The 16,023-nt window shown below is 63.1% G+C and carries 17 protein-coding genes; 9 read left to right on the top strand and 8 right to left on the bottom strand.

What is annotated here, in order from left to right:
• Positions 1–1,110 (top strand): hypothetical protein, encoded by a 1,110-nt coding sequence (locus AC07OK_RS17400; protein WP_494691485.1) that lies wholly within the window; start codon positions 1–3, stop codon positions 1,108–1,110.
• A gap of 43 nt (positions 1,111–1,153) precedes the next feature.
• On the opposite strand, the gene ispB is transcribed toward AC07OK_RS17400, so the two are convergent.
• Complete coding sequence (gene ispB, locus AC07OK_RS17395; RefSeq protein ID WP_494691484.1) at positions 1,154–2,143, bottom strand: octaprenyl diphosphate synthase; 990 nt, start codon at positions 2,141–2,143, stop codon at positions 1,154–1,156.
• 294 nt (positions 2,144–2,437) lie between these two features.
• Between ispB and rplU the strand changes: the two genes are divergently transcribed.
• From rplU to AC07OK_RS17365, 6 genes are all read left to right on the top strand, one after another.
• Positions 2,438–2,749: a 50S ribosomal protein L21 gene (rplU, locus tag AC07OK_RS17390; RefSeq protein ID WP_008445658.1), complete on the top strand. Its 312-nt coding sequence runs from the start codon at positions 2,438–2,440 to the stop codon at positions 2,747–2,749.
• A gap of 39 nt (positions 2,750–2,788) precedes the next feature.
• Positions 2,789–3,046 carry a 50S ribosomal protein L27 gene (gene rpmA, locus AC07OK_RS17385; RefSeq protein WP_116993343.1) on the top strand — a complete coding sequence of 86 codons (258 nt, stop codon included), beginning with the start codon at positions 2,789–2,791 and terminating at the stop codon, positions 3,044–3,046.
• Positions 3,047–3,158: 112 nt separating this feature from the next.
• The gene (obgE, locus tag AC07OK_RS17380) at positions 3,159–4,268 is read left to right on the top strand and encodes a GTPase ObgE (protein WP_217942923.1); all 1,110 of its coding nucleotides are present in this window, start codon (positions 3,159–3,161) and stop codon (positions 4,266–4,268) included.
• Positions 4,269–4,470: 202 nt separating this feature from the next.
• Entirely contained in the window at positions 4,471–5,589 is a 1,119-nt protein-coding gene (proB, locus tag AC07OK_RS17375; RefSeq protein ID WP_494691483.1) for a glutamate 5-kinase, read from the top strand.
• Positions 5,590–5,712: 123 nt separating this feature from the next.
• Positions 5,713–6,921, top strand: coding sequence for an alginate O-acetyltransferase AlgX-related protein (locus tag AC07OK_RS17370; protein ID WP_494691482.1), 1,209 nt, complete (start codon positions 5,713–5,715; stop codon positions 6,919–6,921).
• Between the two features lie 21 nt (positions 6,922–6,942).
• Positions 6,943–8,364: an MBOAT family O-acyltransferase gene (locus AC07OK_RS17365; RefSeq protein WP_494691481.1), complete on the top strand. Its 1,422-nt coding sequence runs from the start codon at positions 6,943–6,945 to the stop codon at positions 8,362–8,364.
• Here the strand turns inward: AC07OK_RS17365 and nth are convergent.
• The 7 genes from nth to fdxA all read right to left on the bottom strand — a co-directional run bounded on the left by nth (position 8,361) and on the right by fdxA (position 14,990).
• Entirely contained in the window at positions 8,361–9,008 is a 648-nt protein-coding gene (gene nth / locus AC07OK_RS17360; protein WP_494691480.1) for an endonuclease III, read from the bottom strand. The two genes, AC07OK_RS17365 and nth, sit on opposite strands and share 4 nt — an antisense overlap.
• Complete coding sequence (rsxB, locus tag AC07OK_RS17355; protein ID WP_494691479.1) at positions 9,008–9,718, bottom strand: electron transport complex subunit RsxB; 711 nt, start codon at positions 9,716–9,718, stop codon at positions 9,008–9,010. Before rsxB ends, nth begins: the two co-directional genes overlap by 1 nt.
• Positions 9,719–9,752: 34 nt before the next feature.
• Complete coding sequence (locus AC07OK_RS17350; protein WP_494691478.1) at positions 9,753–11,513, bottom strand: chloride channel protein; 1,761 nt, start codon at positions 11,511–11,513, stop codon at positions 9,753–9,755.
• Positions 11,506–11,937, bottom strand: coding sequence for a MarR family winged helix-turn-helix transcriptional regulator (locus tag AC07OK_RS17345; RefSeq protein ID WP_494691477.1), 432 nt, complete (start codon positions 11,935–11,937; stop codon positions 11,506–11,508). Before AC07OK_RS17345 ends, AC07OK_RS17350 begins: the two co-directional genes overlap by 8 nt.
• A 106-nt stretch (positions 11,938–12,043) precedes the next feature.
• Positions 12,044–13,279 carry a polyhydroxyalkanoate depolymerase gene (locus AC07OK_RS17340; RefSeq protein ID WP_494691476.1) on the bottom strand — a complete coding sequence of 412 codons (1,236 nt, stop codon included), beginning with the start codon at positions 13,277–13,279 and terminating at the stop codon, positions 12,044–12,046.
• Between the two features lie 215 nt (positions 13,280–13,494).
• Positions 13,495–14,562, bottom strand: coding sequence for an NAD(P)/FAD-dependent oxidoreductase (locus tag AC07OK_RS17335; RefSeq protein ID WP_494691475.1), 1,068 nt, complete (start codon positions 14,560–14,562; stop codon positions 13,495–13,497).
• A 104-nt stretch (positions 14,563–14,666) separates the two neighbouring features.
• Complete coding sequence (fdxA, locus tag AC07OK_RS17330; protein ID WP_494691474.1) at positions 14,667–14,990, bottom strand: ferredoxin FdxA; 324 nt, start codon at positions 14,988–14,990, stop codon at positions 14,667–14,669.
• 242 nt (positions 14,991–15,232) lie between these two features.
• Between fdxA and AC07OK_RS17325 the strand changes: the two genes are divergently transcribed.
• Together AC07OK_RS17325 and AC07OK_RS17320 are read left to right on the top strand one after the other, a co-directional pair.
• A complete protein-coding gene (locus AC07OK_RS17325) occupies positions 15,233–15,514 on the top strand; it encodes a polyhydroxyalkanoic acid system family protein (protein WP_494691473.1) in 282 nt (93 codons plus the stop codon).
• A 280-nt stretch (positions 15,515–15,794) separates the two neighbouring features.
• Positions 15,795–16,023, top strand: a 229-nt coding sequence (locus AC07OK_RS17320; RefSeq protein WP_494691472.1) for an IS110 family transposase, incomplete at its 3' end; no start/stop codon positions are given.

Raw genomic sequence — 16,023 nt, 5'->3', positions numbered from 1 at the left:
ATGCGGCCGCTGCGCTGGCTATTCCGGTTGATGCTGGCCGCCACGATCGGCGCGGCGCAGTTCGCGCATGCGGTGCCGATCCCGGAAGGCTGGGACCTGACGTTCAAGGCCCAGCGGGCGGAGGCGCCGCCGATCCGCAGCGGATGGAACGATGTCTTCAATCTGTATCAGGAGATCGACAAGCGCGGCTGGCAGATGCGCTATCTGTTACAGCAGGTGCCGCTCGATAGCCTGGACGCGGCCGTCTTCGTGCAGGGCGACTTTCGCCGGCACGGCCTGTTCGTGCAGGGCGAGCGCGCCTATCTGATGCTGGAGCGCGGTTATGCGTCGTTCGATGTGCGACCAGTCAACGCCGACGACGCGCGCCGCCTGATCCGCCGCTACGCCGAGCACGACGGCCCGACGACGACGAACAACCTGGCCTCGATGGACGCCATCCATTGCACGTCCAAGGTTGCCAGGTCCGTGGTCAGTCTGCTGGTCGATGGCAAGCCCCGGCAGTATTGGCTGTCGGGCGCGGACTACTGTGAAATACCGGTCGATCTGCTGGCGCCGGTCAAAGAGATGATGTGCGGTGGCCACTGCTACGCCAACAAGATGGTCGACCGCTGGGCGGGCGCGCTGGAGCGCGATGTCCAGAACCTGCCGGCCACCGGCCCTGTGACCGGGGCGGCGCCGGGCGACGCCCGCACCGGCCTGACCTCGCGGGCGCCGGTGCTGCGGGACGCGGCCGCCGTATTGCGCGACGGCGGCACGCCGGAAGCCATGTGCTACCAGCTCAATCAACTGCTGGACTTGCCTTCGCCGAACGCCAAGGGGCGCGGACGCGATTACAGGGATGGCGACGACGACGAGATCACCGCCGCCATGTTGGCGCTGCTGGGACGGCTCGATGCGACGTGCACCTACAGGACCGGATCGCCGATGCTGCACGTACTGGTGCGCCGCAGTCCGGTCGCCGTGATCGAGCTGGCGCTGCAGCGCGGTTTTCCGGTGAACCAGATCACTGACCACTCGCCGCTCGACGAGGCGATTTTCGAGAAGCGCGAGGACGTCCAGCAAATCCTCAGGCGTGCCGGCGGCGTGCAGCACACCACGGCCGGCAAGTAGGCGCGGCCACAAACAAAAACGGCGCCCGAGGCGCCGTGGTCGTTTAGTGCGTGCGGTGGACCGAGAAGTGGGCCAGCTGCAGCAGCGATTCCTTGTAGACGCTGTCGGGCAGGTCGGCGATCGCGGCGGCGGCGCGTTCGGCCGCCGTCACGGCTTGCTGGCGCGTGTAGTCCAGTGCGCCGCTGGTGGTGATCGCCGCCAGGATGGTGTCGAAGTGCTGCTCGTCGCCCTGCTCGATGCAGCTGCGCACCAGCTCGCGCTGTTCCGGCGTGCCGTTTTCCATCAGGTAGATCAGCGGCAGCGTCGGCTTGCCTTCGCGCAGGTCGTCGCCGACGTTCTTGCCGATTTCGTTGGCGTCGCCGGCGTAGTCCAGCACGTCGTCGATCAGCTGGAAGGCCGTGCCCAGCGAGCGGCCGTATTCGCCGGCCGCGTCGATCTGCGCGTCGTTGCAGCCGGAGATCAGCGCGCCCAGCTCGGCCGCCGCTTCGAACAGCTTGGCGGTCTTGGAGCGTATCACTTGCAGATAGCGTTCCTGGCTGACGTCCGGGTCGTGCATGTTCAGCAGTTGCAGCACTTCGCCTTCGGCGATGACGTTGGTGGCGTCGGACAGGATCTGCATCACGCGCATATTGTTCAGGCCGACCATCATCTGGAAGGCGCGCGAGTACAGGAAGTCGCCCACCAGCACCGAGGCGGCGTTGCCGAACAGGGCGTTGGCGGTGGCGCGGCCGCGGCGCAGCGACGATTCGTCGACCACGTCGTCGTGCAGCAGGGTGGCGGTGTGGATGAATTCCACCACCGCGGCCAGCTCGTGGTGCGCCTGGCCTTGATATGCGTAAGCGTTGGCCACCAGCAGGACCAGCACCGGCCGGATGCGTTTGCCGCCGGCACTGATGATGTATTCAGCAATCTGATTGACGAGACTGACCTCGGAATGCAGTTTCTGGCGGATCACCGTGTTGACCGCGTCCATGTCGGCGGCGATCGTGTGGGCGATATTGTTTTGAGTGGCGTTTTGGGTAGCGGCAGACAAGGCGAACCTGTGCGGTAGACTATGGGTGCCGCGATTATACGTCATGCCCTCGCGGAGAGGGGCCTCGGCCCCTGATCCTGACAACATGTTTGTTAAATATGTAAGGTATCGGCCACTGCGCGGCGGCGGCAAAATTGTCGACATACCACGCCAGCTAGCATTTGTGAATAGTTTTTGACGCGAAATCCCATCCCATGTATAATCAGCGGTTCCCCGGTTTTCATGCCTGCCTCGCAAGGGTCTTGCGCGGACTCCGGACGAAATTTTCTTAAACATTTGATGAGGTTTCAAATCATGTACGCGGTCATAAAAACCGGTGGCAAACAATACAAAGTTGTCGCTGGCGAAAAACTTAAAGTAGAACAGATACCGGCAGACATTGGTTCCGAACTCACCATCGATCAGGTCCTCGCCGTTGGCGAAGGCGAAAGCATCAAATTTGGTGCTCCTCTGGTTGAGGGTGCAAAGGTACTGGTTACTGTTGTGGCACACGGTCGTCACGATAAAGTGAAGATTTTCAAGATGCGTCGTCGTAAGCACTACCAGAAGCATCAAGGCCATCGCCAAAATTACACCGAAATCCAAATCGTATCGATCAACGGCTAATCGCCGTTTGCCCGAGAATTAGTATCCAAGGAGTCTTAAATGGCACACAAAAAAGGCGGCGGCACAACGCGAAATGGTCGTGACTCAGAATCAAAGCGCCTCGGCGTTAAGGTTTATGGCGGTCAATCGATCAATGCTGGTGGCATCATCATTCGTCAACGCGGCACGCCAGTGCGCGCCGGCGAAGGTGTTGGCATGGGCAAAGACCACACCCTGTTCGCTCTGGTGAACGGCAAGGTCAAGTTCGTAGTCAAGGGCGAAGGTTCGAAGCAATTCGTTACCGTAGTCCCAGCGTAAATAACGCTACCAGCCCGGTGCGCTAGTCGCACGGGCTGTTTTGTAAGGCGCAAGCCTTCAATCGAAAGGCTCTGCCCACGGTAGAGCCTTTTTAGTTTTATGGTGGTGCATCATGAAGTTTATCGACGAAGCAAAAATTGAAGTAATCGGTGGTGACGGCGGCAATGGTTGCGCCTCGTTTTGCCGTGAAAAATTCCGCCCGTTCGGCGGCCCTGACGGCGGCGACGGCGGCAAGGGTGGCTCGATCTGGGCCGTAGCGGACCGTAACATCAATACCTTGGTCGATTTCCGCTTCTCGAAAGTCCACCGCGGTAAAGACGGCGAATCCGGCCGTGGCGCCGATTGCTACGGCAAGGGCGCGGACGACATCCACCTGCGTATGCCGGTCGGCACCCTGATCATCGACGATCTGTCGGGCGAAATCCTGGCCGATCTGACCGAACATGGCCAGATCGAACTGCTGGCCAAGGGCGGCGAGGGCGGCTGGGGCAACATCCACTTCAAGACCTCGACCAACCGCGCCCCGCGTCAAAAGACCGAAGGCAAGGAAGGCGAACGCCGCGACATCCGTCTGGAACTGAAGGTACTGGCCGACGTCGGCCTGCTGGGCATGCCGAACGCCGGCAAGTCGACCTTCATTTCGGCCGTATCGAACGCGCGTCCAAAAATTGCCGATTACCCGTTCACCACCCTGCACCCGAACCTGGGCGTGGTCCGCGTGTCGCACGAGAAGAGCTTTGTGATCGCCGACATTCCCGGCTTGATCGAAGGCGCTTCCGAAGGCGCCGGCCTGGGCCACCAGTTCCTGCGTCACCTGCAGCGCACCGGTCTGCTGCTGCACATCGTCGACCTGGCGCCGTTTGAAACCGACATCGATCCGGTCAAGGAAGCCAAGGCCCTGGTCAACGAACTGAAAAAGTACGACGAAGCGCTGGTCGACAAGCCGCGCTGGCTGGTGTTGAACAAGCTCGACATGGTGCCGGAAGAAGAGCGCGTCAAGCGCGTCAAGGACTTCGTCAAGAAGTTCGGCTTCAAGGGCCCGGTGTTCGAGATCTCCGCGCTGAGCCACGACGGCACGCAGGAGCTGGTCAACGCCATCCAGAAACACCTGGAAGCGAAGCGCCACAGCGAGCAGCGCGCGGAAGAAACCCAGATGACGGAAGAGGCGCGCGGCATCTCCTCCATCGATCCGGACGATCCTCGCTTCAAGATCCTCGACTAATCCTCGACGTTTCCTCGGTATTACCGGCATAATCTGTTATCAGCTGATTATGCCTTTCCATCTCGGCGCCCGTCCTGCCACCGCAGGGCCGGCGACTGTTAGCGGCAAAGCAGGGCAACCCGCCCACCACAATCACAGCACTGAACGTTCCAGGCCCCTGGCCGGAGATTGATCGTCCGTTTGTTTTGAGAGTTGTCGCGTCATGAATTCTGTCATCCAAAAAGCTACCCGCATCATCATCAAGGTCGGCTCGTCGCTGGTCACCAACGACGGCCGTGGGCTGGACCACGCCGCCATCGCGCGCTGGGCCGCGCAGATCGCCGGCCTGCGGGCCTTGGGCAAGGAAGTGGTGCTGGTCTCGTCCGGCGCCATCGCCGAAGGCATGCTGCGCCTGGGCTTCGAGCAGCGCCCCACCGACATCCACGAATTGCAGGCCTGCGCCGCCGTCGGCCAGATGGGCCTGGCGCAGATCTATGAAACCAGCTTCCGCGCGCACCAGCTGGGCACGGCGCAAGTGCTGCTGACGCACGCCGACCTGGCCGACCGTGAACGCTACCTGAACGCCCGCTCGACCCTGACTACTTTGCTGCGCCTGGGCGTGGTGCCGATCATCAACGAGAATGACACCGTCGTCACCGACGAGATCAAGTTCGGCGACAACGACACCTTGGGCGCGCTGGTGGCCAACCTGATCGAAGCCGACGCGCTGATCATCCTGACCGACCAGCAAGGCCTGTTCAGCGCCGATCCGCGCAAGGACCCGGCGGCGGTGCTGATCCAGCAAGGCCGCGCCGGCGACCTGGCATTGGAAGCGATGGCGGGCGGCGCGGGCAGCAGCCTGGGTCGCGGCGGCATGCTGACCAAGATCCTGGCGGCCAAGCGCGCCGCCAAGTCGGGCGCGCACACGGTGATCGCCTACGGCCGCGAGGACAATGTGCTGGGGCGCCTGGCCGGCGGTGAAGCCATCGGCACCGAACTGGTGGCGCAGACCGGCCACCTGACGGCGCGCAAGCAGTGGATGGCCGATCACCTGCACACGGCGGGGCAGGTGGTGCTGGATGCGGGCGCGGTGCAAAAGCTGAGCAAGGAAGGCAAGTCGCTGCTGCCGATCGGCGTGGTGGAAGTGAAGGGCGAGTTCGGCCGCGGCGCGGTGATCACCTGCGTCGGCGCGGACGGCGCGCCGGTGGCGCGCGGGCTGTCGAACTACACCAGCGCCGAAACGCGCCGCATCATGCGCAAGCCATCGAGCGAGATCGAAGCCATCCTGGGCTTCGTCGAAGGCCAGGAACTGATTCACCGGGATAACCTGGTATTGGTCTGAGATCGTGGCGACCGAGGCGGTGCTCGATCGTGCATTTGTTATGATGCCAGGACGATATATAATGTGAAACCTTGTTAAAAAAGTTTTCGCCTTATGAGTTCATTATCCCGTCCGCAGGCCGTAGTGGCATCGGCAGTTGCCCTGAGACCTGCGAGGGCGCGTCCGCAGAGCCTCTTCCGTAACGTCTTCCTGCTGCTGATCTTCACCATCAGCCTGGTGCCCGCCATCGCCACCGTCTGGAGCGGTGCGCGCAGCGCCCCGGACTCGCTGGAGATGCGGCCGCTGGCGGGCCGTTGGTTCGACTTCAACTTCCCGGACTTGCTGGAGATGCGGCCGCTGGCGCCGTTGCCGACCCACTGGGAAGGCCGTTGGTTCGACTTCGACAGGAACTACCGCAATTTCGAAAAAGGCTATTCCGACCACCTGGGTCTGCGCAACCTGATGATACGCACCAAGAACGAGCTCGACTTCCGCCTGTTCAATTCGTCACGTCGCGTGTACTTCGGTAAAAAAGACGAGCTGTATGGACACAATATGTCGGACCTTGAGCTGCCGACCACGGAGTCCTTTCTGGCGCAGCCCGCCAACGCCGAGGCGGTCTACCAGGGCATGGTGAAATTGGCGGCGCAGCTGCAAGCGCAGGGCACCACGATGGTACTGATGACGCCGGTGAGCAAGCAGTATTTCACGCAGGACCGGATTCCCTTCTTCATGCCGCGCATCCAGCAGCCGTCGCATTTCATGGAGCTGTACCAGCGCTTCCAGCAGACGCCGGCCTTACACTTCATCGACGTCTATGGCATCCTGGCCCAGTCGCAGGGCAAGTTCCCCATCTTCTTTCGCCAGGATTTCCACTGGACCGATTTGACGGCGCTGACGGTGGCGGCTGAAGCCACCAACCGCATCGCCAGCCTGGAGGGGCTGCCGCCGGCATGGCGCCACCAGCTGTCCTACCATGAAGAGCCCTTCAATGGCTCGGAGGCCCGCTTTGCCGCGCGCCTCACCACCAAGCTGCCGCTCGAGCCGCAGCTGGACAAGACCTGGCAGGACGTGCACCAAGTGACGATGATGGACGCCCGCCAGACCGGTTTCGAATCCATCAGCGACACCGTGAGCGATCGCGGCCTGCTGCCGCCGACCTGCCTATACGGTAACAGCTTCAGCGACGGCATGGCGCGCGCGGGCCTGGCCGACCACTACCAGCAGTTCATCCGGCTCGACCGCGCCATGGGGCTGAAGGACACGCCGGCCCTGATACGCGGCCGCTGCAAATACCTGATCGTCCAAGTGCTCGACAGCGCGCCAGGCTCATGGTTCTCGCTCACCCAATAAATACATAGTACTGGATTCACCATGGTCTTTTCTTCGCCGGGATTTTTATTCCTGTTCTTCCCGTGTTTCTTCGTCCTGTACTGCCTGCTGCCCAAGATGTGGCGCAACGGTTTCATTCTGCTGGCCAGCCTGGCGTTCTACTTGCTGGGCGCGGGCGCGCTGACCGTCGTCGCGCTGGTGCTGGTGCTGGTGAACTGGCTGCTGGCCGGGCTGATCGGCGCGCTGCGGCGCGACGAGTCGCGCCGGCCGAAGGCGAGGCTGGCCATGGCGCTGGCGCTGGTGCTCAACCTGGCGCCGCTGATCGCCTATAAATACCTGGGCTTCCTGGCGCAGCTGCTGGCCGATGTCAGCGGCTTGCGCCTGCTCGACAGCGTGGCCAGGCTGGGGCTGGTGCTGCCGTTGGGGATTTCGTTCTACGTATTCCACTTCCTGTCTTACCAGGCCGATGTCTACGCGCGCCGCATCCAGCCTGAACGCAGCCTACACAAGTTCGCGATCTACATCTTCCTGTTCCCACACCTGATCGCCGGACCGGTGGTGCGCTTCGCCGAAGTCAAGGAACAGCTCGCAACCAAGCGCCGCGCCCTGGTCGGCAGCGACGTGTTCTGGGGGCTGAACCTGTTCATCATCGGCCTGTCGAAAAAGCTGCTGATCGCCGATCCGTTGGGCGCCGTGGTCGACCTGATGCACCGGCCCGATTACGCCTTGAGCACTTATGCCGCATGGCTGGGCGCCGTGTGCTATTCGTTCCAGATCTACTTCGATTTTTCCGGCTACACCGACATGGCGATCGGCATGGCGCGCATGATGGGTTTCCGCTTCCCGCGCAACTTCAACCGTCCGTATGCGGCCACCAGCGTCACCGAATTCTGGCAGCGTTGGCACATGACCTTGTCACGCTTCTTCCGCGACTATGTCTACATCCCGCTCGGCGGCAACCGCACGACGACCTTCAAGACCTACCGCAACCTGTTCGTGGTGTTCGGCCTGTGCGCGCTGTGGCACGGCGCCGCCTATACCTTCCTAGTGTGGGGCATAGGCCATGGCGTGCTGATCGCACTGGAGCGAGCTGGCGTGCTGAACACGGCCAAATGGCGCCTCGGCAGCCTGCCGGTGTTCCTGTGCGCGACGGTGCTGTGGGTGCCGTTCCGCGCCGACAGCATGGAGCAGAGCGGCAAGCTGCTGCGCGTGATGGTCGGCCGCGAGCCGTCGGTGCCGCTGTGGGCGCACGCCAACGTGGCACTGGCCGATCCCAAGGTGATTTTCCTGCTGCTGCTGTCGACCGTGATCTGCCTGGCAGGCGACAAGCTGTTCTACCGCTTCCGCCATATGAGCTTCCGTCGTCCCAAGCTGGTCGGCGCCTATAGCGCGGTGCTGTACGTGCTGGCCTGCCTGTCGGTGGTGGAGGGCGGTTTCAACCCCTTCATTTACTTCCAGTTCTAAACGCCGTCCGGCGCCGGGGTCTTGCTGCGGTAGTCGCACAGGTCCTGCTGCATGCAGTTCCAGCATTCGGGCTTGCGCGCCTTGCAGGTGTAGCGGCCGTGCAGGATCAGCCAGTGGTGGGCGTCCTGTAAAAACTCCTTCGGCACAAACTTCAACAGCTTCTGTTCGACGATGTCGACGTTCTTGCCTGGCGCCAGGCCGGTGCGGTTGGAGACGCGGAAGATGTGCGTGTCCACCGCCATCGTCGGTTCGCCGAAGGCCGTGTTCATCACCACGTTGGCGGTCTTGCGGCCAACGCCCGGCAGGGCTTCCAGCGATGCGCGGTCGCGCGGCACTTCGCCGCCGTGCAGCTCCACCAGCATCCGGCAGGTCGAGATGACGTTCCTGGCCTTGGTCTTGTACAGGCCGATGGTCTGGATGTAGGTCTTCAATTCCTCTTCGCCCAGGTCCAGGATGGCCTGCGGCGTGTTCGCCACCGGGTACAGCTTGCGCGTGGCCTTGTTGACGCCGACGTCGGTCGCCTGCGCCGACAGCAGCACGGCGATCAGCAGCTCGAACGGCGTCGTATAGGCAAGTTCGGTTTCAGGCTTGGGATTGGCGGCGCGGAAGCGCACGAACATTTCGTAGCGTTTGGCTGGATTCATTATTGTTTTGACTGTTCTACTTTTTTCAGGCGCGCGCGCTCCATCGCGGCGGCGATGATGGCGCGCTTGCGTTCCTTCTCGGCTACACCAGCGGCGTCGGCCGGATCGAGCGCATGCACCGCCGCCATCTTGGCTTCGGCCTTGGCGGCCAGGCGGGCGTCGTTCTCGTCCTTGTCGCGCTGCAGGCGCACGGCGCGGAAGTCGTGCCGTGCGCGCGCGGCGTCGGCGTCGGCCTGGCGCCAGGCGTCCCAGCCGGTGGTCTCGGTGACCGGGTACATGACGATGCAGTCGACCGGGCAGGGGTTGACGCACAGGTCGCAACCGGTGCACAGATCGGGCACCACGGTGTGCATCAGCTTGGCCGCGCCGACGATGGCGTCCACCGGACAAGCCTGGATGCACAGCGTGCAGCCTATGCACAGCGACTCGTCGATATAAGCCACCGCGCGCGGCCGTTCCAGGCCGTTGACGGGATTGAGCGGAATGACCTTGTGGCCGGTGACCGCCGACAAGCGGGCGATGCCTTCGGCGCCGCCGGGTGGACACTGGTTGATCGCCGCCGCGCCGGCGGCGATCGCCTCGGCATACGGACGGCAGCCGTCGTAGCCGCACTTGGTGCATTGCGTTTGCGGCAGGACGTCTTCGATGCGGTCGGCTAAGGTGGTGGGGGCGGTGGGCTGCACGGCGAACTCATTGCGATAAAACGTCATTATCCGATATCTGCACCGCGCGGCGCCAAAAACCTTAGTCGGGACGCGGTTTAGCCGGCCATACGCGGCGCACGGTCTGCCGCTCCAGTTCTTCCGCGTGCAGGCTCAGCGCCGGCTTGATCAAATCGCTGCGGCTGACGAGGCCGATCAGCCGGCGCGTGTGCGCGTCGCTGACCACCGGCAAGCGTTCCAGCTGGTGCACCGCCAGCCGCGTCGCCAGCGCGCGGCAGGTCTCGTCGGCCAGCGCGAAGATCGGCACGTTGACGCCGAACAGATCGCCCACGCAGACGGCGCCGGCGGCGCGCTCGCTGGCCAGGCCGGCGCGGTCCAGCATGCCGAGCAGGGCGCCGTCGCGCGTGACCGGGAAGGCGCGGTGGCGCTGCTGCGCGCCGAAGTGCGTCAGCAACACCTCGGCCAGCGGCAGCCGCGCGTCGATGCTGGTGGGCGCCACCGTCATGACCTCGGCCACGCTGTGGCGCTCCATCGGATCGATGCCGTATTCGCGGTAGATGTGATGGCCGCGGCGGGCGATCTTCTCGGTCAGGATGGAGCGGTGCATGGTGATCACCGTGAACGCGTAGGCCACGGTCGACGTGGCCAGCACCGGCAGCAGGGCGTTGACGTCGTGCGTCAGCTCGAACGCGAACGCCACCGCCATCACCGGCGCGCGCATCATGCCGCCCAGGGTGGCGGCCATGAACACCAGCGGCCACACGGCCGGCGCGCCGCCCGGTAAATAGGGCCCGAGCAGCGCGCCCAGGCCGGCGCCCAGCATCAGCAGCGGCGCCAGCACGCCGCCGGAAGTGCCCGAGCCCAGCGCCAGCAGCCAGATCACGGCCTTGACGATCAACAGGCCGGCGATGGCGCTGGCGGCCAGGTGGTTGTTGAGCAGGTCGGCGATGACGTCGTAGCCCACGCCCAGCGCGCGCGGCTGGAAGAAGCCGCCGATGCCGACCGCCAGCCCGCCCAGCGCCGGCCACCACATCCAGTGCAGCGGCAGCTTGTGGAAGCCGTCCTCGACGCGGTACAGCGCGGTCGACAGCAGCCAGGCCAGCGCGCCGCACAGCACGCCGCCGATCAGGCAGGACAGCAGCGCCGCCGGCGGCAGCGCCTCGGTATGCAACGGGAACAGCGGTCCGCTGTCGAGCAGCAGCGGCCGCAAGAAGCCCGCCACCGCGCACGCCACGGCCACCGGCGCCAGGCTGCGCGGACGCAGTTCGAACAACAGCAGTTCCACCGCCAGCAACAGCGCGGCGATCGGCGTGCCGAAGATGGCCGTCATGCCGGCCACGGCGCCGGCCACCAGCAGCGTCTTGCGCTCGGCGCCGCTGAGGTGGAAATGCTGGGCGATCAGCGAGCCGACCGCGCCGCCGGTCATGATGATCGGCCCCTCGGCGCCGAACGGGCCGCCGCTGCCGATGGCGATGCCCGAGGCCAGTGGCTTGAGCACCGCCACCTTGGGCGACATGGTGCTGCTCTTGAACAGGATGGCTTCGATCGCTTCCGGGATGCCGTGGCCGCGTATCGCCTCGGTTCCGTAGCGCGCGATCAGGCCGACGACCAGGCCGCCGATCACCGGCACCGCGATGACCCAGGCGCCCAGCGTGTGCGTGGCCGGCGAGGTGAACGCGGTGGAAAACCTTTGGAAGAAGAACAGGTTGGTGAAGAAATTGATCGCATGCAGCAGCAGGTCGGCGGTCAAGGTGCTGAGCGCGCCCACCACGGCGGCGATGGCGGCGATCAGCACCAAGCGGGAACTGCCGTCGAAATCGCGGCGGGCATCGTAGTTATTCATGGTCGTCGTCCAGGCTCAGTTTAGGGATGGTGAAGACGCCGTCCAGCGACAGCAGTTCGGTGCGGTGCTGCTCGGCCAGCTGGCTGAGCATCGCTTCCCCGTCCGGCAGCAAGTGGACCTCGACCCGGCGGCGGTCGCTGCTGCTGTGGCGGCGCTCGACCAGGCCGGCGGCCTCGCAGCGCGACACCAGCGCCACCACGCCGTGCGGCTTGGCTTGCAGGCGCTCGGCCAGCTCGCCGACGGTGGCCCAGTCGCGGCCGGGATAGCCCTTGATGTGCAGCAGCAGCAGGTATTGCAGCGGCGTGATGCCCCTGGCCTGCACCACGTCTTCGGAAAAGCGCTCGAAGCGCCGCATCTGGTAGCGGAATTCGGACAGCGCGGCAAAGTCGGACTTGGCCAGCGGCGGAGGGGAGCGTGAGGGCATGGCGTTGGTGCAAGGTGTGAAAGCGCGTAATATATCACGACATGATATATTTTGCCGAGGCAAAAAAAATCCCCGCCGAGGCAGGGATCTTGTGGAGCCGTGGCGTTTAGCCGTGCTTCTTGATGAAGTCGGTGATCTTCGGGCACACCATTTCGCGCCAGCGGCGGCCGGAGAAGATGCCGTAGTGGCCGGCGCCCGGCGCCACGAAGTCTTGCTGCATGTCGGCCGGGATGCCCGAGCACAGGTCGTGCGCGGCCTGGGTCTGGCCGGCGCCGGAGATGTCGTCCAGCTCGCCTTCGACGGTGAACAGCGCCACCGTGGTGATGTCCTGCGGACGCACCAGGTTGCCGCCGACCATCCACGTGCCCTTGGGCAGCGCGAAGTCCTGGAACACGGTCTTGATGGTGTCCAGGTAGTACTCGGCCGGCATGTCCAGCACGGCGTTGTACTCGTCGTAGAACTTGCGGTGGCTGTCGGCCGGCTCGTCGTCGCCCTCGACCAGGTGCATGTAGAACTCGCGGTGGCTCTGCGCATGGCGGCCAGGATTCATGGCGATGAAGCCGGCGTGTTGCAGGAAGCCTGGGTACACCTTGCGGCCGAAGCCCGGGTAGTTCGGCGGCACCGCGTAGATCACGGTGTTTTCAAACCACGAGAATTTCTTTTCGGTGGCCAGGTTGTTGACCTGCGTCGGCGAGCGGCGCGGGTCGATCGGGCCGCCCATCATGGTCATGGTCTTCGGCAGCTTCGGATCCTTGGCGGTGGCCATCAGCGCAATCGCCGCCAGCACCGGCACGGTCGGCTGGCAGACGGAAATCACGTGCACGTCCGGGCCCAGCTGGCGGATGAAGTCCTGCACGTAGAAAATGTAGTCGTCCAGGTGGAACGCACCTTCCGACAGCGGCACCATGCGGGCGTCGGTCCAGTCGGTGATGAAGACGTCGTGGTCATGCAGCAGGCCGCGCACGGTGTCGCGCAGCAGCGTCGAATGGTGGCCGGACAGCGGCGCCACCAGCAGCACGGTCGGCTGTTTCAGGGCCTTGGTCTTCTTGTCGTCCAGGTCTTTCTTGAAGTGGATCAGGCGGCAGAACGCCTTGTTGGTCACCACTTCCTCGATGATGCCTATGGTTTCGCCCTTGACTTCGGTACTGTCGATTTCAAACGCCGGCTTTTCGTAGTCCTTGCCCAGCCGGTACATCAGCTCGTAGCCCGCGGCGATGCGCTGCGAAAACGGCGTATGCGCCAGTGGCGACACCGGATTGGTGAACATCTTGGACGAGGCGTCGGCCCACTGCATCAGCGGGGTCAGGAGCGAGCGGTGCATTTCGTGCAGGTGGTAGAGCATATTTATTCCTGGGGTCAAGAGCTTGGTGCGATGCACCAATACCTTACATCATAAGCCAAATTATAGAATAATTGTTTGTGACGTAAAGCATTCCAAAGTACCGTCGGGCAAGCCTACGTATTATCCACAATGCGGCCGTGGTCAAATAATAATACTGCCGAACCAAGAAAAAAAGCAGCGTTTCCGCTGCTTTTGTGTAGGACACTTGCTGATGCTTAGTCGAACACCGGGGTTTCGACACCCAGCACCTTGTGCAATTTAGGCGACGTGGTGGTGTATTGCATATGGATCTTCTTGTCGGGGAAGATGTAGGGCGCGGCGCCGAAGGCGGCCAGCGCGGCTTCGTGGAAGCCCGACAGGATCAGTTTTTTCTTGCCCGGATAGGTGTTGATGTCGCCCACCGCGAAGATGCCCGGCACATTGGTCTCGAATTTCTCGGTGCTTTGCACCTTCAGCTGGCGGCGCTCGATGTCCAGGCCCCATTCGGCGATCGGACCGAGCTTCGGCGACAGGCCGAAGAACACCAGCAGCATGTCCAGCGGCACGCGGCGGGTCACGCCGTCGGCGCCGGTCACCTTCAGCTGCGACAGCTTGCCGTCGGCATCGACTTCATGGCCGGTGGCCTGGCCGATGATCAGTTGCATTTCGTATTCATCGCACAAGGCTTTCATCTTGGCGACCGAGGCCGGCGCGGCGCGGAAGTCTTCGCGGCGGTGCAGCAGAACCACCGATTCGGCCTTGCCGACGAAGTTCAACGCCCAGTCCAGGGCCGAGTCGCCGCCGCCACAGATGACCAGGTTCTTGCCTTCGAACTGGGCAGGATCCTTGACCTTGTAGTGCAATTGCGAGCCTTCGAACACTTCGATGCCGTCCACCTTCAGCGTGCGGGCCTGGAACGAGCCGACGCCGGCGGCGATGAAGATGGTCTTGGTGATGAAGGCGGTGCCGGCGCTGGTCTCGACGTCGAAGCGGCCGTCGTCGCGGCGCGCGACCTTGGTCACTTCCTGGCCCAGGTGGAAGGTCGGCTCGAATGGCTCGATCTGCTTGAGCAGGTTGTCGGTCAGTTCCTGGCCGGTGCACGAGGGCACGGCCGGGATGTCGTAGATCGGCTTGTCCGGGTACAGTTCCACGCACTGTCCGCCCACCGCGCCCAGCGAATCGATCACGTGGGCTTTGATTTCCAGCAGGCCGAGTTCGAAGACCTGGAACAGGCCGACCGGGCCGGCGCCGATGATGACGGCATCGGCTTCGATGACGCCAGGGGAAGTGACAGTGCTATTCATACGTGGTTTCCTGTTATTTCAATAATGGTTAGGCAACACCGGGCTGCGCGGCGGCTGTTGCCAGCGTTCGCGGAAGGCGCGGGCTGCCTCGCCAGACGGGCGTCTTAGCGTACCAGCAGGTGCAGTTTTTCTTTGACGTCCTTGAACTGGTCCGCTTCCGGCAGTGGAGCGATAGTCTTGGTAATCGAAGGCCAGTTGCGGGCGAGGTCGACGTTGATCTTGATGAATTGCTGCTGGTCGCCAGGCACGTCTTCTTCGGCGAAAATCGCGTTGACCGGGCATTCCGCCACGCACACGGCGCAGTCGATGCACTCGTCAGGGTCGATCGCGAGGAAGTTCGGGCCTTGGCGGAAACAATCTACCGGGCAAACATCGACGCAGTCCGTATAGCGGCAGCTGATGCAAGATTCGGTGACAACGTGGGTCATAACAGTCCTATCAATGTTGGTGTGCAGCGGCGTCGGCGGCGGTGGGATGGCCCGGCTAACCTCAGCAAAGCACTGTATTTTAAGGTAATTCGCTATTTCTCACAAATTGCGCTTATATACAATACCTATAAGCAAATGCGTTGCGGTGCGTGCGGGGAGGCCGCCGGGTCCGGCGCGGCCGGGCTGGCGCGCCGGGCGCGCAACTGGCATCATGGCGCCTTTTCTATCTTTGAGGATGCCGGATGGCTGATATCAACATCGTCCAGGCGCACCACCTGGCGCTGGAACCGGCCCGCGCGGCCGCCCAGCAAGTGGCCGACAAGCTGGCCGAGCAATTTGATCTGGAATGTGTGTGGGATGGCGATGTGCTGCGATTCGAGCGCAGCGGCGTCAGCGGATCGCTGAGCTTGTTGCCGGAAGAAGCGCGCCTGCATATCGCGCTGGGCTTCCTGTTCAGCGCGTTCTCGGCGCAGATCGAGGCCAAGGTGGCCGACAAGATGCGGCGCGTGTTCACCGCCGCATAAGCAACCCGGGGTCAAGTCTGACATTCGGACACGAGCTCTGCTGTAGCAATCGCTACGGCAGAGCACGTGTCCGAATGTCAGACTTCGTATATTGAGCATACCGCATCTCCATTGGATAATAAGGAGGTAGGTGCGGCCGGGCGGAGTGACGCTGATCAGACTTAGTGCCGTGGAGCACGTGGGTCAGATAGGTGCCTCTGCCTGTTTCATTTGATAAGTCCGAACGGTATCTTGGGCCATCGCGTCAACGCGTAAGCCTGCATACGAGGAAGGTCAAAAAATGGATACGATATACGCAGCGGTAGGTATTGATGTCAGCAAGAAGAAGTTGGATATTGCACTGCTGGTCAATGGGAAGACCAAGACCAAGGTGCTGGAAAATTCCATCGAAGGCCACCGAGCGTTACTCGATTGGCTGGGCAAATCCAAAGTGCCATTGTCTGCCTTGCATGTTTGCATGGAAGCGACCGGGGTCTATTCCGAGCCGGTGGCGCTTGCCTTGCACCAGG

Source organism: Duganella sp. GW821-FHT07G03, from assembly GCF_059418605.1.
Note: the sequence above shows the minus strand (reverse complement) of the source record. Positions and strands in the feature narration are given on the sequence as shown.

Coding starts and splice junctions, on each gene's coding strand:
- obgE (WP_217942923.1), top strand. CDS start 3,159: ATGAAGTTTATCGACGAAGCAAAAATTGAAGTAATCGGTGGTGACGGC.
- AC07OK_RS17325 (WP_494691473.1), top strand. CDS start 15,233: ATGGCTGATATCAACATCGTCCAGGCGCACCACCTGGCGCTGGAACCG.
- rsxB (WP_494691479.1), bottom strand. CDS start 9,718: ATGACGTTTTATCGCAATGAGTTCGCCGTGCAGCCCACCGCCCCCACC.
- proB (WP_494691483.1), top strand. CDS start 4,471: ATGAATTCTGTCATCCAAAAAGCTACCCGCATCATCATCAAGGTCGGC.
- AC07OK_RS17335 (WP_494691475.1), bottom strand. CDS start 14,562: ATGAATAGCACTGTCACTTCCCCTGGCGTCATCGAAGCCGATGCCGTC.
- AC07OK_RS17345 (WP_494691477.1), bottom strand. CDS start 11,937: ATGCCCTCACGCTCCCCTCCGCCGCTGGCCAAGTCCGACTTTGCCGCG.
- nth (WP_494691480.1), bottom strand. CDS start 9,008: ATGAATCCAGCCAAACGCTACGAAATGTTCGTGCGCTTCCGCGCCGCC.
- fdxA (WP_494691474.1), bottom strand. CDS start 14,990: ATGACCCACGTTGTCACCGAATCTTGCATCAGCTGCCGCTATACGGAC.
- AC07OK_RS17365 (WP_494691481.1), top strand. CDS start 6,943: ATGGTCTTTTCTTCGCCGGGATTTTTATTCCTGTTCTTCCCGTGTTTC.
- rpmA (WP_116993343.1), top strand. CDS start 2,789: ATGGCACACAAAAAAGGCGGCGGCACAACGCGAAATGGTCGTGACTCA.
- AC07OK_RS17340 (WP_494691476.1), bottom strand. CDS start 13,279: ATGCTCTACCACCTGCACGAAATGCACCGCTCGCTCCTGACCCCGCTG.
- AC07OK_RS17400 (WP_494691485.1), top strand. CDS start 1: ATGCGGCCGCTGCGCTGGCTATTCCGGTTGATGCTGGCCGCCACGATC.
- AC07OK_RS17350 (WP_494691478.1), bottom strand. CDS start 11,513: ATGAATAACTACGATGCCCGCCGCGATTTCGACGGCAGTTCCCGCTTG.
- rplU (WP_008445658.1), top strand. CDS start 2,438: ATGTACGCGGTCATAAAAACCGGTGGCAAACAATACAAAGTTGTCGCT.